Genomic DNA, 20,127 nt, shown 5'->3' with positions numbered 1-20,127 from the left:
GTAGTCGGCTCATCCGGAATGGCTCGCGCAGTTCTCCGGTCATCAGGGAAAAACCGAGCACGGCTCCGTAGTCGCCACAGCAGACGACCGATGCCGGCTCTCACACCCGAAGTTTGACAACTTGGAGGCATGAACCCCTAGAGAATGGTCGCGATCATCGATTCGCTTCTCCTTCGTCTCCTCGTTGCATTCGGTATTGGCGCTCTCATCGGACTGGAGCGGGAACAGGCGAAATCTGGGGGGACGTTCGCTGGCAGCCGGACGTTTCCGCTGTTTGCCCTCGTCGGCGCAACCGCCCAGGCGTTCTTTCCTGGCCTCTTGCCCGTCACTGTCCTCGCTATTGCAGTCCCCCTGACCGTCGCGTATGCCGGGAAAGTGCTGACTGAAGGGGATATCGGACTCACGACGGTGACCGCTGCCTTGCTCACTGTCCTTCTGGGTGCGTTGGCAGTGTCCTCCGAACGCGGGATGCTGTTCGCGATCATTCTCGGCGGGAGTGTCACTGTCCTCATGTCTGCGAAACCGACGATCCACAGTTTCGTCGACCAGATCGACGAGCGTGAACGCCGTGCCTCGCTCAAATTCATCCTCGTCGTGGCGGTCGTGCTGCCGATCCTGCCTGATCGTGAACTCGATGTCCTATTCGGTCTCAATCCCCGGTTCATCTGGCTGATGGTCGGCTTTGTCACCGGCCTGAGCTTCGTTGCCTACATTTTGAGCCGGTTTCTCGGAGCCAAGCGGGGGATCGCCCTCACGGGAATCCTCGGCGGGTTCGTCTCTTCGACCGCGACGACGGTCTCGATGGCCGAACGGATCAGTGAAACTCCCGAACTCTACAAGATCGGGTCGTTCTCGATTGTCGTCGCATCGATCGTCATGTTCCCGCGTGCACTCGTCGAAGTCGCCGTCGTCAACCCGGCCTTACTCCCTCGCGTCGTCGTTCCGCTTGGAGTAATGACTGGTGTCGGCGTGGGTATCGCCGGCATCGTCTACTGGCGATCGACGACAGAGTCCGCGGTCGAGACCGATCTCAAGAACCCGTTTCGTCTCCGACCGGCACTGTTTTTCGGCGCTGTTTTCGCTATCGTGCTCCTCGTGTCTCAGTCCGCGAATACCTGGTTCGGCGATTCGGGTATCTATGCGACTGCGTTCCTCTCGGGGCTCGCTGACGTCGATGCGATCACGCTCACGCTGAGCGCACTCGAAGCGGACGGTGAGATCTCGCCCGAAGTAGCGACTACCGGCATCGTCATCGGCGCTATCGCGAATACGCTCACGAAAGCCGGACTCGCGTGGCTACTGGGGACGGTCGAACTGGGCCGGCGAGTGACGGTCGCTCTTGGAATCGTCGCCGCCGCCGGCATCGCTGTCGTCGTCCTCTAATCCGTTGGGCCACCGAAGCCACATCGGTCCCGAAAAACGCGTCTGAAAGCCCTGAAAGGGCTGCCTATGAACGCCCGAGGTGCCGAGAAGCCCGCAAACAGTCTGTGGACGTAAGTGCTGGGCTGGCGGAACTCAGACATCGAATTACCGGTCCGGCTCGATCCGCGACAGCCGCATCGCGTTTCCGGTGACGCCGAGGCTCATCCCCATGTCGCCGACCACGACCGCGAGCGCGACGCTCACAAGTCCCAGTGGGACGCCCAGTGCGAGCAGGAACTTCGCGCCGAGGCTCACCCAGATGTTCTGCCGGATCACGCCGTTGGCGGTGTGTGACAGCTCGTACAGGTAGGGGAGCTTCCCGATATCGTCGCCCATCAGTGCGATGTCCGCCGTTTCCAGCGCGGTGTCGGTGCCGGCAGCGCCCATCGCGATACCGACCTCCGCGGTGGCGAGCGCGGGCGCGTCGTTGATCCCGTCGCCGACCATCGCCACCTCGCCGTACTCCGCCTGCAACTCCTCGACTGCATCGACCTTCTCGTCCGGCAGGAGTTCGGCGCGGTACTCGTCGACACCGACCGCGTCGGAGATAGCGCGGGCAGTACCCTCGTTGTCGCCTGTCAGCATCACGACCCGCTCGACACCAAGCTCGTGTAAGCGCTCGACAGCCTGTTTCGAGGCAGGACGTACCTCGTCGGCGATAGCGATGGCACCCAGCAGCTTCGACTCCGTCCCGACGATAACGACCGTCTTGCCCTCCCGCTCCAGTGCGGCGAGTGCATCCTCGGCGAACGCCCCGTCGTCGGACGCAGCCGTTTCTTCCGGCACGATGCCACCGTCAGACCGATGCGCTGACGAGGCTCCGGTCGCTCCGCTCCCGGGGACACCGTCTGGGTCGCGGCGGGCCCGCGAGAGATCGAAGCCAAACTCCTCGAAGAGCGCGGGCTTGCCCGCGTAGTACGTCTCGCCGTCGATCTCCCCGCGGATACCCTTCCCGGTGAGGCTCTCGAAGCCCGTCAGGTCGGGGCGGTCGTCCACACCCTCCTCGTTTGCACGGGCGAGGATCGCCGTGGCGATCGGATGCTCGCTGCGCCGCTCCAGTCCGGCGGCGTGACTGAGGAGCGTCGCCGCGTCGGTGTCGCCGGCAGGGACGACATCGGTGACGGCGAGTTCACCCTTCGTGAGCGTGCCCGTCTTGTCGACGGCGACGGCGTCGACCCGGCCCATCGCTTCGAGGTAGTTACCGCCCTTGATGAGGACGCCGTTCTTCGCGGCGCTGGTGATGCCCGAGACCACCGAGACGGGCGTCGAGATGACAAAGGCACAGGGGCACGCAATCACCAGCAGCGTGAGCCCGCGGATGAACCACGTCTGCCAGTCGCCAGCGAACGTGACGCCGTACCCGGCCACGCTCACTGACACTGGGTCGGCGATGACCAGTGGCGGAATGGCGGCGGTCAGAATCGCCAGCACGACGACGACCGGCGTGTAGTACCCCGAGAACCGGTCGACGAACTGCTCGGTGTCGGTCTTTTTCGCCTGTGCGCCCTGTACCATTTCGATGATGCGCGAGAGCGTCGAGTCGCCCGACGTCGACGTGACTTCCACTTCGAGGTACCCCTCTTCGTTGATAGCGCCGGCGTACACTTCGTCGCCGGCGGACTTATCCACGGGAACACTCTCGCCGGTAATCGGTGACTGGTCGACCGCGCTCTCGCCCTCGACGACCGTCCCGTCGAGCGGGATTTTGTCGCCAGGGCGGACGACCACGGTCTCGCCGACCGCCACCTCGTCGGCGGGCACCGTCACTTCCTCGCCATCGCGCATGACGGTGGCCTCGTCCGGTGATAGCTCCATCAGCTCGCGCAGGGAGTCCCGTGCCCTGTCCATCGCGTAGTCTTCGAGCAGCTCGGCGATGCTGAACAGGACAGCCAGCGTCGCGGCCTCGACAAAGTAGCCGATACCGGTCGCGGCGATGATAGCCGTCCCCATCAGCAAGTCGATGTCGAGGCTCAGATTCTTCGCGGAGTAGTAGCCGCTGCGGACGACAGGGGCGCCGCTGGCGGCGACAGCCCCCAAAAATAGCACGTCGGCAACGGCCAGCGGATAGCCGAGAACACTTGCCACCGCGATATTCTGTGCTGTCAGGAGAAACTCGAAGAGGAGACCGAACGTGACCAGCGCCGCGCCGATCCACGTCTTCATGGCGCGGGGACTCGTCCAGACCTCCGAGGGCGGCGCGATATCGGCGCCGCCACCCATCTCCGCTTGCTCGTCGGCGTCGGAGGCCGGGCCGCCGACGACCTCGTAGCCAGCGCCCTCGATCGCCTTGACTACGTCTGCCTCGCCCGTGCGTTCAGAATCATACGTGACACTGGCTGTACCGGTGGTCGGCTGGAGCGTGGTGTCGACAACGCCGTCGACACGCTGGAGACTTTTGTCGACTTTCTGGGCACAGGAGGGGCAATCCATCTCAGGAACTGTGAGGCGGACAGTCAACTCCTGTTGCTGACCGCCCCCACTTGCCTGACCCGTCGAATCCGGATTCTCTGTCATCACTTCATGATAGGCGCGTGAGTTCGATAAGGTTTTGTTGGAATATTCCAACCCAATGGGTCAACGTGATACCGAGGACTCCTCGCCCACTCGCCTGCCCGCGACGTACTGCTTCGCCAGCTGTTCCTCAGCCCGACGCAGTCGGTAGGTGAGCGTCGACCGGGGGACATCGAGGTGCTCGGCTAACTCGCCGACGTCGACCTCTCGGGGTGACTCGTAGTAACCGTGCTCGACAGCGGCCCGGAGTGCGGCCTCTTGCTCCGGCGATAGGGCACCCTGTGTCCCGTCGGATTCTCGCATCGACGCCGTCGTGTCCGCAGTGCGGAGTATCTCCATCTGGGCACTTTCCCCGACTGCCGCCGCGAGGTCGTCGAAGAACGCGGCCACGTCACCCTCGCCGGAATGAATGAGCCGCCACGTATAGTGATGCCCCTCATGGCGCGTCTCGAACAGCACGCCCTCTCCGAGGTGATCGCGGGCGATGTGGGGAACCGAAGCACAGGCGGGGGTGCGTTCCCAGTCGGAGTAGAGGACAAGCGTGTCGTCGGCGCGGTCGAGGACGCGAGTGGTCTGGGTGGCTCCGCAGTCCTCGGTGGCGAGACAGTCGGCGTAGTAGTCGCTGGTGAGAAAGGCGTCTTCGATGGCGTCGAGTGCCTCGGGAGTTCCGGTAGCGTGGTCGACGCGCCAGAGACGGTCAGCAGTGGCGTGCAGCGAGAGCGAGCGGACACGGACGTTGGGGTGTTCGGCGAGAGCGTCTGCAACCCTGTTGCAGCCCGGCTCGTAGTCGAGAGCGAAAACGAGTTCGCGCATACGCATCGTAAGCAGCGGTTCGATAAAACACGTCGGGACGATGCCGTTCAGCCTTGACTTCGGGACGCTCCGCTCAGCGTTGACGACAGTCAGAGCACGTCATCGGTATCGGGCCCCGCATTCGTTGGATCTCAACGGCTTGTCGCTCGCGGTACGGAATTCCGTCGGAGAGATTGTCTATGTCTGCTCTCCGTCTAACAGCAGAACCAGTGGGGTGGCTAACAGCGGAAGCGGTGGGGTTACGGACTTTTTTGCAGGAGTTCTGATAGGCCCGTTTTGATCGAACTGATGGATTGCTCTAACTCGAATTCCTTGTACTTGCCACCGCCTTTCCCCCGGTTGTACTCCGTCGAGGACACAATTCCGAGTTGTGTGAGTTCACCGAGATAGTCACGGACGGAACGCTCTGAAACCGGGTCCAGACCCTCATCACGGGCTAACTCCTGATACGCACCCAGGATGTCTCGTGTCCGGGCTGGCGTGTCATCGTCTTTGGCGAGCCCGGTGAGCGCATAGAGAACGAGTTGGCCGTGATCGGAGTAGTTACGGATACCTTCAACGACCTGGTCGGTCTGAAGCCGCTGCCGGGCTTCGCGTACGTGATGTTCCGTTACGAGTTCATCGTCGTACTCCCGAGCGAGGTCTCCGGCCTCAAGGAGGAGGTCCAGAGCCTGGCGGGCGTCCCCGGAGTCTTTCGCGCCGTACGCAGCACACATTTCGATGACGCCGTCATCGAGGACATCGTCCTGAAACGCGACAGCCTCACGCTGTTTCAGAACGAGCTGAAGCTCGTTGGCGTTGTACGCCGAGAAAGACACTTCCTTTTCACAGAGACTCGACCGGACTTTCGAGGACAGTTGATTGCGGAAGTCGAGATCGTTCGAGATACCGATGACGCCCAGTTTCGCTTCGGAGATGTCACCGTTCGATCTGGCGCGGGGAAGTTTGTACAGCAGCGAATCGTCTTCGATGTGATCGACTTCGTCGAGAACGATGAGTACCGTGCCGCCCAGGTCATCGAGTGCGTCGAAGAGGAATTGATACACTGAAGCCTGTGGATATCCGGTGTTGGAGATTTGATTCGCTGGATCACGAAGTGTATTGACGATTGCGACCGCGGCCTGATAGCTCGAATTGAGTCCATCGCAGTTGACTTCGACCGTACTGAGGTCCAGTCCGTCGACATCTGCTGCATCGCGTTCCAGGGCGGAGAGGAGGTATCGGGTGGCAGCAGTCTTCCCGACACCGCTTTTCCCGTACAGGAAGATGTTCGACGGAGTTTCGTTGTTGATGACTGGCTGGAGAGCAGCGTGATACTTCTGGAGCTCCTCGTCACGTCCGACGAGCTCCTCAGGAGTCCACTCTTCGAGTAGTGCCTCGCGTTGTTCGAATATTGTGGAGGTGGGCGAAAACGTAATATCGCTCATTTGTGTGTAGTTGCAACACGGAGTGTCTTAACCTTTGGTTCCGCTGCTTCCGCTGTTCGGTTAAGTATATAAATGAGCGACCCCGCCACTTCCGCTGTTAGATGAGAGGGGGCACCTGACTGACCACTCCCCCACCCCACCGCTTCCGCTGTTAGATGGGAAATGGGATAGCAATCCTCCTACTCCCCCACCCCACTACTTCCGCTGTTAGATGAGAAATGGGATAGCGACCCTCCTACTCCCCCACCCCACCGCTTCCGCTGTTAGCGCGGTAGCCGAGAAGTTCCCTGGTCGAGGAACGGGATCGAGTAACTGCGAGTGGTTAGACAGCAGGATTTCGCGGGATTGTAGCTGTAGAGCGACACACCCACCCCACTACTTCCGCTGTTAGCTCGATGGAAAGGGGTATACGGTGTGGGACCACGCTGTTTCGCCACCCTGAACAGGACGAGTATCTTGGGATACCTCTTCTTCGACCCTTACCCCCACCCCACTGGTTCCGCTGTTAGGACTGAAAGTTGGTGGTGACCTATCCAGATCGCGGCCTGAATATCTCTAGAGCTAGTAAATAACTTCAAGTGCCTCGGCAAGAAACCGTAACCGTACGGCGTTAACACAAAATAGCAAAGCACCCCCTCCCATGGGGGTGGTGCCGTCTATTTATTCCCTAACAGCGGAACCAGTGGGGTGGGGGTGTGGACCCATTCCTGTTACAGTTGTTGGGGCAGACCATCCACAACTTCCAGTCGAGCCAGAGAGTCGGCTGAGATATCTATCGACTCGACACAGCGATGAACCACACGGCCCAAACTTACGCCGACAGACGATACCCGGAGTAGACTTTATTCATGAGCGAGAGTAAGACAACCGCTCGGTAAGCGTGCGGATTGACTGAATCCAGAACCGTAATACGACTTGAAGCTGCATTGTCCATTATGGCCGACAAAAAACCACAGCCAAATAATCCATTAGCTCCGTATTATCCCTCAGAAACGCCGAGTTTGTCGGGGAATGGACGAAAGTGGTTTACCATACTTGTTCTCGGGTTCTGGCTATTCCTGGCGGCGGTTGCGCTCGCTGTTGAGCTTTTCCTGTGACTTCGCCACAGTTGCGACTGAGAACCGCCGGCACGAATAGACACACCCATTATGACAACTGGTGGAGAGACGCTGTGTATCCAGAGGTTTTGAGTAGTGGTGCAGTACGTACTGTCGGTCACCCGTCCATCTGTCAGCTACCCGGCAGCGCCCTAATAACCATTTTCAGCGTATTACGCGCGTCTCCTCACCTCAGTGCCCCTCTCCAGTTTCGCTCGTACCAGACTGGGCTCCCGGTCACTCACCGATAATCGCTGTGGAGTCGGCCTGCCCCTCACCGCGGTTCGAAAACGTGGACCGGCCAGTCGCTCTCGTAGTCGAGCGCGACCTCACGCTCTGTGGCCGTCGGCTCCCGCACCGTGAGTTCGACCGCGTCGCCGATAGTGACATCGGCGTAGTCGGCGGCAACGCGGCCAAGCAGGCGGCCACCGTCCGCGAGTTCCACGACGGCGACCGTGTAGGGCGCGTCCGCTGCGAACGCCGGCGGCGGCGTGTGGACCGCCGTGTACGAGAAGATCTGACCCTCGGGGGACTGTGGTTCGACGTCGACGGCGCGACTGCCACAGGCGTAGCAGGCCGGTCGCGGCGGCAACAGGACCTGTCCACAGTCCGAACAGACCCCGCCCAGGAGTTCGCCATCGGCGAGCGCGTCGAAGAAGCCCGGCAGCGTCCGCGGGTCGGTCGCATCGAGGCCGCCGTCAGTCATGCTGTCTCCGCTGGCATCGAGGCCGCCGTCAGTCATGGTGCCTCCGCCGTCGTGAGCACATGGCCAACGGTAACCGCGTCCGCGACGCCCCCCTCGTTGAGCAACAGGGCCGTCTCGGCATCCTCGACTGCCCGGTCGCCCGCGGCCCCCGTGAGCTGTTCGTAGGCTTCGAGCGCCTGCAAGAGCCCGGTCGCACCGATGGGGTGACCGCGGGCCTTCAGGCCGCCGCTCGGGCTCAACTGCACATCTGTCCAGCCGTCAGCCCGCTCCGCTGGCGGCTGATAGCTCTGGTAGCCCGTTCCCGCGGGAGCGAAGCCGGCGGCCTCCGCGAGCAGCGCCTCGCAGACGGTGAAGGCGTCGTGAACCTCGGCGATATCGACGGCCTCAGCATCGATACCGGCTTCATCGTAGGCCGTCTCGGCAGCAATCCGAGCGCCCGCGATGTCGGTCATGTCCCGCTCGGCGACCGCGATGTTGTTCGCGGAGGCCCCGCTACCCGCGACGCGCACCTGCGGCTGGTCGAGGTCGGCCGCCATCTCGGCGGTCGTCACGAGAACAGCGGCGGCACCGTCCCCGACAGGCGCGCAGTCGTAGAGCTTCAACGGCGGGGCGACGGGGTCGGACTCTAAGACGGTCGCGACGTCGATTTCCTTCGGAAACTGTGCCCGAGGGTTGCGAGCGGCGTTGGCGTGGTTCTTCACTGCGATCTCGGCGAGGTCGCGTTCCGTGGCGTCGGTCTCGTGGAGGTACCGCTGGCCGAGCAGTGCGTACTGGCTGGGGGCGGTGATGCCGGAACGCTGCTCGATGGCGCGGTCGAACGCCGCCGAAAGCGCGTCCGTCGCGCCGCTGGTGCCCGCGGACGTCATCTTCTCGACGCCGCACGCGAGCACGGCCTCGTGTTCGCCGTTACGGACGTCCTTGACCGCGTGTCGTAGCGCGAGCGCGCCCGCGGCGGCACACCCTTCGACTCGCTCGGCGGGGACGTGTCGGAGGCCGGCCCACTCGGCCAGCAGCGTCCCCTGCATAATCTGGTGTTCGTAGGTCTCCGACTGGTTGCCGACGTACACCGCCTCGACGATGTCGGCAGGGTCGGGCAGGTCGTCGAACGCCTCCGCAAGTGCGACCGAAAACAGGTCGCGGCCCGGGAGGTCTGTGCGGCCGAGCGGCGAGGCACCGACCGACGCGATGACTGGATCTGGCATTCGTACCTCCCATATCTCTGCGGGCCTAGTTAGTAATTCCCATTTTCTCGATAGTTGAAACATTGGGCCGTCGAACGACGAACATAGCATCGCAGGTGCCGCCGGGGTCGCTCGTCTCCGATCTAACTCACCCCTCGAATCGGCGTTCGGACCGTCTTTCGCGTCGCGGTATCTGGTGTCCAGACTGCTTCAGTCGTCGGCCGAGGCACCGCTTGTCTGCAGTTCATGCTCCGAGAGTTCTGCGGACGGAGCGAGGAACTCAGCAGGGTCGAATGCGGTCAGTTCTTCACCCTCCGAGACCTTCTCAGGCCAGTCCGGATTGGCGAGTGCGCTCGTCGCCAGCGTTACTAGGTCGGCACCGGCATCGACCTTCTCGCGTGCCGCGTCAGGCGTTCCGAGCCCGCCGTTGTCGATAATGACTGTCTCATCCGCTGCGTAGGTAGCCGCGGCCTCGGCCAGCGTCGGTCCGTCGTCGCCAAACGCCGGCGTGGTCGCATCGGGTTCGGTGACGTGGATGTAGTCGGCACCGGCCATCGACAGTTCCTCGAAGAACACCGCTGCGGCGTCCTCGCCTTCGGGCCACCGGTGGTCCTCGTCAAGGGCGGTCGACTGTGAGACACGGATGCCAACGACGAAATCGGCGGGTGTCGCCTCGTCGACCGCAACGACAACCTCTTGCGGATAGCGCACTCGGTTCGCAGGCTCACCACCGTACTCGTCATCACGCTGATTGAACTCTCCCGAGAGGAATTCGTGAAGCAGATACCCGTTCGCACCGTGGATCTCGACACCGTCGAACCCCGCTTCGATGGCGTTCTGCGCTGAGGTAACGAACCCGTCACGGATGTCGGCTAGCTCGTCGACCGTGGCTGCTTTCGGCGTAGGGAAGTCACCGCTCCCGCCGTAGGCTTCGGCCTTTTGTCCGTCCGGTTGCACCGCCGATGGGGCGATGGTCTGTTCCCCGTCGATATGTGGATTCCCCTGGCTCTGTGCGCCGGCGTGCATCAACTGGGCGAAAATCGGGACACCGGCGTCGTGGACCGCCTCGGTAACCCGTTGCCAGGCCGCTGCCTGCGCGTCGGTCGCCAGACCTGGCTGGTTCAGATACCCCTGGCTGTATGCGTTGTCTGGATAGGTCCCCTCTGTAATAAGAAAAGAGAACCCACCGTCGGCGAACCGCTGATAGTACTGTGCCATCTCCGCCGTCGCACGGCCGTCGTCGGTGGCGCTCACCCGTGTCATCGGCGCGAGGCCAACTCGGTTGTCTAACGACAACTCGTTGAGTGTAGTTCCGTCGAACAGTGTCACACCACCCGGTAAGCGGATAAGACAATTAACGGCTGGTTCAGCATACGCCGAATCAGTCGCCTGTGAGTGAAAAGATAATACATTTGCCATTTCGAAGCACGCTTCGAACGTGTTCACTCCGGCGTGACTGGGGAGCCTCCAAACGCACGGAGACTCGGGAGCCAGCCGCTCACTTGCTACGTCTATCGTTCGGTTATGACGCCCATATACGCGTACTGTCTGCTATAGAGAGCAATTATAATCATTCATTTTTCATGCCTTGCTGGCAAAGGGTATGGTTCAAAGTGGTGGCGGGTACGACCATGTATCGCGGCGGTCGGTTCTGAAAACATCGGGGGCTGCACTCACGGTGGGGACCGTGGGGCTAGCCGGATGTAGCAGTAGCAGCGGTGCCAGTGTCCGGCCGGTCGACGAAGACAGCCTCACCATCTGGCATGCCATGGGTGGTACCAACGGTGAGACGCTGCAGGGGCTGGTCGACCAGTTCCAGTCCGAGACGGACATCGACGCGAACCTGGTCTTTCAGGACTCCTACGAGGGGGTACTGACGAACACACTGAGCGCACTTGACTCCGGCGAGGTCCCCGATGTCTTCCAGATCGACAGTCTGTTCGCACAGCAGGTCCTCGACACGGACGCGGTCGAGCCCGTCGAGAACTTGCTCTCCGACGACTACCCGGTCGATGACTTCCTGTCGAACGTGACCTCGTTTTTCACCATCGATGGGACGCTTACGTCGATGCCGTTCAACAACTCCAACGCCATCCTCTATTACAACCGGTCGGCGTTCGAGGAAGCCGGACTCGACCCGGACAGTCCGCCGACCACGCTTGAGGAAGTCCGAAGTTACTCGCAGACGCTCGTCGACGAAGGCGTCACCGACGCCGGCCTCACATGGCCGAACCATGTCTGGTTCGTCGAGCACTTTTATTCCGTCGACGGCCAGACGCTACTCGACGCCGAGAACGGCCACGCCGGTCAGCCGACGACGATGCAAACGGACAACGCCACGGCCCGGTCACTGTACGAATGGTGGCACGAGATGGCAGACAACGGCCTGTTCAGCAACCCCGGGATAGAGGCTTGGGGGGAAGCAACGTCCACGTTCCTCACCGGACAAGCCGCCATGTTGATGACCTCGACGGCATCGGTCACTGGTATCCGCTCCGGCGCGGAGGAGAACGGGTTCGAGGTCGACAACGCGTTCTATCCGACGATTGACGGCGACCGGACCGGGCCAGTTATCGGCGGGGCTTCGTGGTTCGTCCCCTCCGGACTGCCACAGGACCGCCAGGACGACATCGGCAGCTTCCTCGAATTCATGGGTCGACCGGAGTCACAGATCACCTGGCACAAGGGGACTGGTTACTACCCGATCCGACAGACCGCTGTCGAGCAACTCGAAAACGACGGCTGGTTTGCGGAGAACCCGATGTACCGAACCGCGTTTGACCAGTTGACACAGGCCGAGAACACGCCGGCGACAAAACGGATGCTCATCGGCCCGGCTCGGCAGGTCCAGACAACAATTCAGGATATGTCGGTCGAGCTGTTCAGCGGCGAGGTCGGCGTCGACGAGGGGCTCTCCGAGCTGAAATCGGCCGTCGAAGACGAACTAGACCGATACTACAGCTAATGTCCACCCACGAAGTATTCACAGACCGCCTGCAGGCCGGTGTGTTGCTGTTACCGACGATGGTCGTGTCGCTGTTGTTCCTCTATTACCCGACGGTCCGTGCGATAGGGCTGAGCTTTTACCAGGCCTCACTCGCCCGGGGTGACGTGTTCGTCGGACTGGAGAACTACAGGCGGTTAGCCGGCTCCACAGAGTACCTCCGGAGCGTCCTGCTATCGGTCCTGTTCGCTACGTGCGTCGTCGTCGGCGTGATGGCCGTTGCCCTGTGTGTCTCCTTTCTCATCCACGAGATCGAAGTCGGGAAGGGGCTGTATCTGGTGGCGGTTATCTGGCCGTACGCGCTGCCGCCGGCAGTCGCCGGGTTGGTGTTCCTGTTCATCGCACACCCGAACATCGGTATCTTCACGAGCTACATCGAGGCTCTCGGCATCGATGTCAACTGGTTCAGCAACGGTCCACAGGCGTTCGTCGTCGTGTTGATCGCAGCGGTGTGGAAGCAGATCGGATACAACGTTATCTTCATGACAGCCGCGCTCGGCAACGTCCCCGAGTCGCTGACTGAGACGGCCGAACTCGACGGCGTCTCCCGAACGCAGCGACTGCTCCGCGTGTACGTCCCGATCATCTCGCCGACGCTCGTGTTCCTGGTGATCATGAACACGATCTACGGCTTCTTCGGTACGTTCGCGATGGTCGATCTCATGACCAAGGGCGGTCCCGCCGGTGCGACGAACATTCTCATCTACGACCTCTATCGGACCGCCTTCCAGTTCTACGAGTTCGGGTTCGCCTCGGCGAAGTCCGTGGTGCTGTTCGTCGCTGTCGGGCTGTTGATGTACGGCCAGTTCCGGCTGAGCGACAGGTACGCCTACTACGGAGGCTAACATGCTCGGGTCACTCCTCACTGCGTTGACTACTGCCGCTGAGCGCTCCCGTACTGCGGGACGAATGACTAGCGAGCGCATCCGGCGATTCGAGACTGAGCAGCTCACGCTGCATGTGCTTGCGGCTACCGTCGCGTTCCTGATCGTACTGCCAGTGGTGATCGCGGCCCTCGTCTCCACGAAGCGGGCCGGAATCGTCACCTCTATCGGCGATCTGGCACCCGGTGGCCACGCGCTGTCGAACTACCGGCGTGCTCTCATTGGCCTCGAATTCTGGCGGTACATGCTCAACTCGTTCGTGATGTCTGTCGCCGTCGTCGTCGGAAAGCTGATCGTGTCGCTGCTGGCCGCGCTGGTGATCGTCTACTACAGGTTCCCGTACAAGAACGCCGTGTTCCTGTTTATTCTCTTTACGCTCTTGCTCCCGGTCCCGGTCAGGTTTGTGCCACTGTATCGCTTGACGACGGAGCTTGGCATGGGTAACACGATCTTCGCTATCACGGTCCCATATCTGGCCAGTGCGACGACCGTCTTCATCCTGCGCCAGCACTTCCTGTCGATTCCGGCCTCGCTCGTCGAGACGGCAAAGGTCGACGGTGTCGGTCCGCTGCGGTTTCTGTGGTCGGTCCTGGTCCCGATGTCCCGTGCCGTCCTCGTGGGCGTCTCGGTGATCATGTTCGTCTACACATGGAACCAGTACCTCTGGCCGCTGGTGATCATCAACGCTGAGAGCCTGCAGGTCGCACAGGTTGGGCTGAATCTGCTTCGAGGACAGGCCAGCACCGGCGAAGTGGCCTGGTCAATGGTGATGACCGGGTCGATACTGACCCTGTTGCCACCGCTGGCGCTGCTAGTGCTGTTCCGACGACAGTTGCTGGAGACGTTTACGATCCAACAAAAATGAGAGGATACCAATGACTGACGTAACCTTACAGAACGTACGGAAGGAATTCGATGGTGTCGTCGCCGTGAAAAACATCGACCTCCAGATCCCGGACGGGGCGTTCGTGACTGTCGTCGGGCCCAGTGGGTGTGGCAAAAGCACCACGCTTCGGCTCATCGCCGGGCTAGAGCGGGCCACTGACGGCACGATCCAGATGGGCAATGAGGATGTCACCGCTGTCGAACCGAAAGACCGGGACGTCGCGATGGTGTTCCAGAACTACGCGCTGTACCCGCACATGACCGCGCGCCGGAACATCACGTTCGGGATGAAGTCGGCTGGCGACTTCAGTGACGAGGAAATCGACCGCCAAGTGAGAGAAGCCACAGCGGTGCTCGACATCGACGACCTGCTCGACCGAAAGCCAGGCGAGCTATCCGGGGGCGAACGCCAGCGGGTCGCACTCGGCCGCGCACTAGTCCGGGACCCGGAGGTGTTCCTCATGGACGAACCGCTGTCGAACCTCGACGCCAAACTCCGGATCAAGATGCGGGCTGAACTGGCGAAACTCCACAGCGAATTCGAGACCACGACAATTTACGTGACCCACGACCAGACAGAGGCGCTGACGCTCGGTGACCGGGTGGTGGTGATGAACGACGGCCGCATCCAGCAAGTCGACAGCCCACAGCGGCTGTACGACTACCCCGAGACTCGGTTCGTCGCGGAGTTCATCGGCGACCCCGCGATGAACATGCTCGCCGTGGATATCTCCAGTGATGGCACTGAATACGAGGCCGTCGGGCCGACGTTTCGCATCCCGTTACCCGAGGGCGACGGCTTGGAAACAGTCGCCGGAGGACAGGCGCTGCTAGGCGTTCGTCCGGAGAGCCTTTCGGTAGCTGATTCGGCCGACCGAAGCTCGTTCGCCGCTGAAGTAACCGTCACCGAACCGCTCGGTGATAGCCTCCTGCTGGAGTGTCGAACCGGCGATCAGGAGTTCAAACTACACGCCGAACCCCGAACGGCCGTCGAGCCGGGCGACCGAGTTGCGTTGACAGTTGAGACTGAGCGGCTCCACCTGTTCGACCCACAGACGGGCGCGGCCATCTATCACGCAGCGGCGGCGCAACCACCCGAAGAAACTGGCCCCATCGATAGCACTCTTTAGGTTTTCCGCCCGATTCTCGATCCTCCGATAGAAGCGACGAGCACCGACACTTTCGGTTCGATCCGGTGCTGTGGTCTTCTCGAACGCGACGACCGGAATCGACCACGGGATAGTGGCAGAGCACTGTCCCAGAGCCGCTGCTAGCGAGAGCGCTGTGCAAGCCCAGTTCCGTCCGATTAGCTTGCTACATGTAGTCTCAACTCAACAAAGCTGGGATTCAACCGGTATTTATGCTATATATTGATATATACATTCACTCTGCAGCCGTTTCTACTGCTGTATAACCCAAATAAACTCAAGAAAACGCAATAGTATATACTGATATGTGCAATCAATAGTTGTATATAGATTGTGTAGGTAATAGGCCACGGAATGGTTCGAATACCAGACATATGCCGACGAACCGTGCTGAAGAGTACGTCTGCTGCCGCACTGGGCTCCATTGTAGGCACTGCGGCTGGCAGGGAAAACGATCACAGCAGTACCGAACCGCCTATCGCTTCTCCACCGATCCTCGCTGCACACCGTGGCTACCGCGGGCTGTATCCGCAAAACACCATCGCCGCAGTTCAGCAGGCGGCGTACGGCGGTCCCAGCAGTCACGAGTACAATACCGATATGATGGAATGTGACCTCGTGCCTGCGGGCGGGAAGCCCTGGAAGGGTGAGGACTTCGAAATCGTCGTTTTCCACGACGATAAGCTCGACGACCTGACAGACGAATCCGGGTACGTCTGGGAGAACGACGTGCAGACGGTTCTGAACGCTGAAATCCGTGACAGCGGACAGACGATCCCCCGACTAGACGAGTTCGTCGAAGCGACTCCGGACAGTATCCCACTCGACATCGAGTGGAAGGCCGCTGGTGTCTCTCCCGACGACGACGCGTCGGAATCCGATGTCGAGACCTGGGACCCGTTCACGGAACAGGCACTCGAAGTCCTTTCGCATCACGAAAACGACGTTATCATCCAGTCGTTCCAGAAGGCTGCGCTGGAGTCCGTCCGAAACGCGGACGCCAGTATTCCAATTGCGTACCTGTTCTGGGATTCAATCGAGGACGGTCTTGCTATCGTCCGTGACCTGGACGCGGAGTACATCCAGCCGCCGTACAATATGATCATGAACACGCCCTTCTTCAACGAGGACTACTATCTCGAAGACCCGGATTTCGCCGAGATCGATCTGGTCGAGACCGCACACGAGGAAGGTCGGAAGGTAATCCCGTACACGATAACGACATGGCATCAGGCGGAGAAACTGGTCGAGGCCGGTGTCGACGGAATCATCGCTGACTACCCCGGAGTGCTCGACTGAGAATTGGGTATCGAGACCCTGGAAACAGTTACTCCCCTGTTTCCGGACCTACTGTCCGTTTTCTACGATAGCTGCCAGTTCTGAAAGGTCGGTCACGACGTGGTCCGCGCTCACGTCACTCTCCTCTACGTCCGCCGTACTGGTAACGCCAGTTAGCGGCAGTACCGTCTCCATCCCGGCCTGGTTTCCCATTCTGATGTCTGTCCCGAGTCGATCACCGATCATGAGACAGCGCTCCGGCTCGCCACCGAGCCGTTCCAGCGCCATCTGAAGGATTACGTTGGACGGCTTGCCGATCAACTGGTCCAATTCCTGCCCGGTAACTCCTTCTATTGCCCCGATCATCCCTGCTGCATCGGGTATCTCACCACCATCTACCGGACACGTTCGATCCGGGTTGGTCGCAACGAAAAGCGCGTCGTTCTCCGTAAGTGCGATTAGCGCATCTTGTAGCGCCTGGTAATCGAAACCGAAATCAAGTGATGCGATCACAGTGCCCGCTCGTTCGGGGTCGGACGTCGTTTTCAATCCAGCGGCACGCAACTCCGCGACCAGAGCGTCCTCGCCGATGACGTAGATTTCGCGCTCCGGGTACTGCGCGGATAGATAGTCCGCTGATGCAGTGGCGGACGTGATTATGTCCTCACTGCTGCACTCGATGCCCAGCGCGTTCAGTTTCTCGCAATACTTCTCCCGCCGGTCGATCGGCTTGTTCGTGACGAACAGCGTCGAAAGCTCCGCCTTACGTACTGTCCGCACCCCCTCTGCAGCGTTTTCGACTAACGAATCCCCGCGATATATCGTCCCGTCGAGGTCGATGATGGCACTGGTGTACGTCATCTAGAGTTCCTCCATCTCGAACAGTGACGCTTCGGCAGAAGCCGCTGCCGACGTGACCACAGGCGCTTCCTCTGCCGCAGGGGCCGCGGCGACCCTCGAAACACGCTGATAGCTTTGACTGTTCATATCAATTGGATACTGATAACCACGCCGCTGATTCCGATCAGCGACAAGTAGAGTGACTTTCGTACCACCGGCGCTAGCAGTGAGCGGTTGATACTCGCTGCAAACCCGATTTTAACGAGTATACTGGAGAGCGTCCCGGCCAGCACGCCTTGCGCCGCTACTGCCGGCGATATCTGACCCGTCGACGTCAGCGTCACTGCGGTCGTTGTCGTCGTGCCGCTCGATACGATGCCGCTGAGGAAGCTCGTAATCAGGAACCCGGCTGTTCCGAAGATGCGCTGTGCTCCGGCAGTCAGAATCAAGACAGCGAGGAAGAGCAGTCCGAATTTCAGCGCATTCGCGCTGCTAAACGGCGAGTCGAAATCCAGTTCCAGATCTCCCTCCCAGTCGCTATCGTAATATGCGAGTCCGACGCCACTAATCGCGATCAGGCCGAGCGGGAGTCCAACGCTGACAGCCGACTCGGGGACGAATGCAACGATGATCGCTAAATTACGGACCGCCATCGCCGCGTCGGCTATCAGTATCGTTCCGACTGCGAGCTCTGTGATCCCCGCATTGTTCTTTGCCCGGCCCGCGATTTCGCCGATCACGGCAGTGGAGTTCACCAGCCCGCCGAAGAAGCCAGTTACGGCGATCCCCTTGCTGCCGTATCGCTGCATCACGATATAGTTGACAAACCCGATCCCACTGACTGCGATCACGAGCATCCAGACCAGTTTCGGATCAATCGCGTCCCATGGCCCGTACGTCCCGCCAGGCAGGAGCGGATACACGACAAACGAGATGATCGCAAACTCACCTGCGCTGCGTACTTCTTCTCGCGATAGCTGGTTCGCAAACTCGTGTAGCTCCCGCCGAAGGACTAGCAGGAACGACGACGTTATGCCAATAATGACGCCGATCAGAACGTGATTGGCTCCGACCAGTATCCCGACCGCGTACGCGACAAGTAACGAGGTCGAGGTTGTCAGAGACAGGCCGAACTCCAACTCACTATCGTCGCTGGTCCACTGTGCGACTATTCCCCGGATCCCGAGCAACCCCCCTTGCACGAGTACCAATGCCCCTCCCAAGGCAAGCAGTATCCTCTCGTCGAGTGACATTGCGGCAGCGCCGACCAGACTCGTCAGCGTAAACGTTCGGATTCCCGCAGACTTGTTGGCCCACTCTCGTTCGAGCCCGAGCAGCATACCCAGTGCACCTGCAATAAATAGGTGGAGTATCTCAGTATCGACAGTTATCCCCTCTATACCTCCGAAAGCAGCCGTATTCGCGATTGCACTCATTACAGTCATCTTATCTTACAAACGGTGGTTCCGTCATTTTTATATAGTCTATATACTACTATATTCTATATGGAGACAAATATACTGATGGGTAATAGGTGTTGGCCTTGAGGATCGCTTGAATATTGCCGTGGCCCCTGCGGAACTCGAAGGTCGCCCTCGATTACTGCTTAGTGTCCAGTATCCTTCATATGTCTAAATCTAATACTTATTCTAGTTTTTATATGAAGAGCGCGTAAAACTCGGTATGAAGGGCTTGTTGTTTTGTCAGATTTAAACATAAATACTTTTTAACCCAGGTTTCGCACATGTCTGCGTCGACAATGAAACAGAACCCAGTTGACCGACGATCTGTGTTGAAAATTGGTGCTACTGCGCTTGCAGCGGGCGTTGCAGGCTGTTCTCAGGAGAGTAGCCAGAACACCGAAGCGTCTGGTGGTGACAGCACTGATAGCAGTGACGGCTCCAGTAGTGGTGACGGTAGTTCCGGACAGAGTACCAACTATCCCGAGTTCGATCCGGCGAACCCGGAGTTCCCGCAGCTGATGCAGACGCTCATCGAGGCTGGCTTCGAGACAGGGTCTCTGCAGGACCTGAAGAACATGAAGGAGCGCGAGAAGCCGCGCTACGGTGAGCCCGTCCAGAGTACTCCTAGTAATGAAGACGATCTCATTGATCCGGACCGGATCGCGTTTGCGATGACGCCGACGGAGGACCCGGCAGTCTACCGGGATACGATGCAGCCGCTGATGGACAACATCGCCGAAGAGACGGGGAAATCGGTCAAGTACTTCCCCCTCAACTCGTACGCGTCCCAGATTGAGGCGATGCGATCCGAGCGCCTCCACGTCGCCGGGTTCTCCACTGGGCCAACGCCGTTCGCTGTGAATCTGGCCGGCGCTGTCCCGTTCTCGCTCCAGATCTCGAAGGAGGGGGACTTCGGTTATCGGCTGTGGCTCGCCACACAGGCGGATAACGACGACATCTCGTCGCTTGAGGATATCAAAGGCAAGCGTGTCGCACACGCCGAACCGTCGTCTAACTCCGGGAACCTCGCTCCGCGTGCGCTGTTCTCGAACCAGGGCGTTACTCCGGGAGACGACTACGAAGTGAGCTACTCTGGCGGGCACGAACAGAGCATCCTCGGTGTGGCAAACGACGACTACGACGCTGCCCCCGTTTGTAGCACCTGTGTCACGCGTGTTGCGGAGGCGGACAACATTGACCCGACAAATCTCAAAGTCGTGTGGGCCAGCAACCCGTTCCCCACAACGAGCTTCTGTTACCGCTACAACCTGAAACCAGAAATTCAGGAAGGCATCAGGGCGGCATTCCTCGATTACGACTACTCGGACACCAAGATCGCGGAGGTATTCGGCGGTCGCGGAAAATGGACGGGGATTGATTACGCCACTGTCTACGATATCATCCTCCAGATTCAGGAGAACAACGACATCAAGTACAACACCGAGAACATCGAAGGCTAAGAAGAGAA

General features: G+C 60.2%; 15 protein-coding genes. 7 read left to right on the top strand and 8 right to left on the bottom strand.

Features of this window, described 5'->3' with window-relative positions; translation table 11 throughout:
- Nucleotides 1-144 precede the first annotated feature (144 nt).
- Complete coding sequence (locus C442_RS04965; RefSeq protein ID WP_008308333.1) at nt 145-1,383, top strand: MgtC/SapB family protein; 1,239 nt, start codon at nt 145-147, stop codon at nt 1,381-1,383.
- Between the two features lie 144 nt (nt 1,384-1,527).
- On the opposite strand, the gene C442_RS04960 is transcribed toward C442_RS04965, so the two are convergent.
- From C442_RS04960 to C442_RS04935, 6 genes are all read right to left on the bottom strand, one after another.
- Nucleotides 1,528-3,936: a heavy metal translocating P-type ATPase gene (locus C442_RS04960; RefSeq protein ID WP_080504283.1), complete on the bottom strand. Its 2,409-nt coding sequence runs from the start codon at nt 3,934-3,936 to the stop codon at nt 1,528-1,530.
- Between the two features lie 60 nt (nt 3,937-3,996).
- Nucleotides 3,997-4,746 (bottom strand): helix-turn-helix domain-containing protein, encoded by a 750-nt coding sequence (locus C442_RS04955; RefSeq protein ID WP_008308331.1) that lies wholly within the window; start codon nt 4,744-4,746, stop codon nt 3,997-3,999.
- A 239-nt stretch (nt 4,747-4,985) separates the two neighbouring features.
- Complete coding sequence (locus C442_RS04950; RefSeq protein ID WP_008308330.1) at nt 4,986-6,173, bottom strand: orc1/cdc6 family replication initiation protein; 1,188 nt, start codon at nt 6,171-6,173, stop codon at nt 4,986-4,988.
- A gap of 1,371 nt (nt 6,174-7,544) precedes the next feature.
- Nucleotides 7,545-7,976: an OB-fold domain-containing protein gene (locus C442_RS04945; RefSeq protein ID WP_049942844.1), complete on the bottom strand. Its 432-nt coding sequence runs from the start codon at nt 7,974-7,976 to the stop codon at nt 7,545-7,547.
- 32 nt (nt 7,977-8,008) lie between these two features.
- Nucleotides 8,009-9,178, bottom strand: coding sequence for a thiolase C-terminal domain-containing protein (locus C442_RS04940; protein ID WP_008308328.1), 1,170 nt, complete (start codon nt 9,176-9,178; stop codon nt 8,009-8,011).
- A gap of 189 nt (nt 9,179-9,367) precedes the next feature.
- Complete coding sequence (locus tag C442_RS04935; RefSeq protein WP_008308327.1) at nt 9,368-10,486, bottom strand: oxidoreductase; 1,119 nt, start codon at nt 10,484-10,486, stop codon at nt 9,368-9,370.
- A gap of 439 nt (nt 10,487-10,925) precedes the next feature.
- Here C442_RS04935 and C442_RS04930 point away from each other — a divergent pair, with 439 nt between their 5' ends.
- The 5 genes from C442_RS04930 (at nt 10,926) to C442_RS04910 (ending at nt 16,377) form a co-directional block, all read left to right on the top strand.
- A complete protein-coding gene (locus C442_RS04930; protein ID WP_008308325.1) occupies nt 10,926-12,122 on the top strand; it encodes an ABC transporter substrate-binding protein in 1,197 nt (398 codons plus the stop codon).
- A complete protein-coding gene (locus tag C442_RS04925; protein ID WP_008308323.1) occupies nt 12,122-13,006 on the top strand; it encodes a carbohydrate ABC transporter permease in 885 nt (294 codons plus the stop codon). Before C442_RS04930 ends, C442_RS04925 begins: the two co-directional genes overlap by 1 nt.
- Nucleotide 13,007: 1 nt before the next feature.
- Nucleotides 13,008-13,910: an ABC transporter permease subunit gene (locus tag C442_RS04920; RefSeq protein WP_049942832.1), complete on the top strand. Its 903-nt coding sequence runs from the start codon at nt 13,008-13,010 to the stop codon at nt 13,908-13,910.
- Between the two features lie 10 nt (nt 13,911-13,920).
- A complete protein-coding gene (locus C442_RS04915) occupies nt 13,921-15,060 on the top strand; it encodes an ABC transporter ATP-binding protein (RefSeq protein WP_008308320.1) in 1,140 nt (379 codons plus the stop codon).
- A gap of 405 nt (nt 15,061-15,465) precedes the next feature.
- Nucleotides 15,466-16,377 carry a glycerophosphodiester phosphodiesterase gene (locus C442_RS04910; protein WP_049942831.1) on the top strand — a complete coding sequence of 304 codons (912 nt, stop codon included), beginning with the start codon at nt 15,466-15,468 and terminating at the stop codon, nt 16,375-16,377.
- A gap of 48 nt (nt 16,378-16,425) precedes the next feature.
- On the opposite strand, the gene C442_RS04905 is transcribed toward C442_RS04910, so the two are convergent.
- Nucleotides 16,426-17,217, bottom strand: a complete 792-nt coding sequence (locus C442_RS04905; RefSeq protein ID WP_008308318.1) for an HAD-IIA family hydrolase — start codon at nt 17,215-17,217, stop codon at nt 16,426-16,428.
- Nucleotides 17,218-17,339: 122 nt separating this feature from the next.
- On the bottom strand, nt 17,340-18,641 hold the full coding sequence (locus C442_RS04900) for an MgtC/SapB family protein (RefSeq protein WP_008308317.1): 1,302 nt from the start codon (nt 18,639-18,641) through the stop codon (nt 17,340-17,342).
- Between the two features lie 299 nt (nt 18,642-18,940).
- On the opposite strand from C442_RS04900, the gene phnD reads away from it, so the two are divergent.
- Nucleotides 18,941-20,119 (top strand): phosphate/phosphite/phosphonate ABC transporter substrate-binding protein, encoded by a 1,179-nt coding sequence (gene phnD, locus C442_RS04895; protein ID WP_193363401.1) that lies wholly within the window; start codon nt 18,941-18,943, stop codon nt 20,117-20,119.
- Nucleotides 20,120-20,127: the final 8 nt, after the last annotated feature.

The organism is Haloarcula amylolytica JCM 13557, assembly GCF_000336615.1.
In the GTDB taxonomy this organism is placed as follows: Archaea; Halobacteriota; Halobacteria; order Halobacteriales; family Haloarculaceae; genus Haloarcula; species Haloarcula amylolytica.
Note: the sequence above shows the minus strand (reverse complement) of the source record. Positions and strands in the feature narration are given on the sequence as shown.

What these genes read in the sequence shown, in the direction of transcription:
- C442_RS04905 (WP_008308318.1), bottom strand. Translation starts at nt 17,217, where the DNA reads ATGACGTACACCAGTGCCATCATCGACCTCGACGGGACGATATATCGC.
- C442_RS04945 (WP_049942844.1), bottom strand. Translation starts at nt 7,976, where the DNA reads ATGACTGACGGCGGCCTCGATGCGACCGACCCGCGGACGCTGCCGGGC.
- C442_RS04920 (WP_049942832.1), top strand. Translation starts at nt 13,008, where the DNA reads ATGCTCGGGTCACTCCTCACTGCGTTGACTACTGCCGCTGAGCGCTCC.
- C442_RS04955 (WP_008308331.1), bottom strand. Translation starts at nt 4,746, where the DNA reads ATGCGCGAACTCGTTTTCGCTCTCGACTACGAGCCGGGCTGCAACAGG.
- C442_RS04915 (WP_008308320.1), top strand. Translation starts at nt 13,921, where the DNA reads ATGACTGACGTAACCTTACAGAACGTACGGAAGGAATTCGATGGTGTC.
- C442_RS04930 (WP_008308325.1), top strand. Translation starts at nt 10,926, where the DNA reads ATGGGTGGTACCAACGGTGAGACGCTGCAGGGGCTGGTCGACCAGTTC.
- C442_RS04900 (WP_008308317.1), bottom strand. Translation starts at nt 18,641, where the DNA reads ATGACTGTAATGAGTGCAATCGCGAATACGGCTGCTTTCGGAGGTATA.
- C442_RS04960 (WP_080504283.1), bottom strand. Translation starts at nt 3,936, where the DNA reads ATGACAGAGAATCCGGATTCGACGGGTCAGGCAAGTGGGGGCGGTCAG.
- C442_RS04965 (WP_008308333.1), top strand. Translation starts at nt 145, where the DNA reads ATGGTCGCGATCATCGATTCGCTTCTCCTTCGTCTCCTCGTTGCATTC.
- C442_RS04950 (WP_008308330.1), bottom strand. Translation starts at nt 6,173, where the DNA reads ATGAGCGATATTACGTTTTCGCCCACCTCCACAATATTCGAACAACGC.
- phnD (WP_193363401.1), top strand. Translation starts at nt 18,941, where the DNA reads ATGTCTGCGTCGACAATGAAACAGAACCCAGTTGACCGACGATCTGTG.
- C442_RS04925 (WP_008308323.1), top strand. Translation starts at nt 12,122, where the DNA reads ATGTCCACCCACGAAGTATTCACAGACCGCCTGCAGGCCGGTGTGTTG.
- C442_RS04940 (WP_008308328.1), bottom strand. Translation starts at nt 9,178, where the DNA reads ATGCCAGATCCAGTCATCGCGTCGGTCGGTGCCTCGCCGCTCGGCCGC.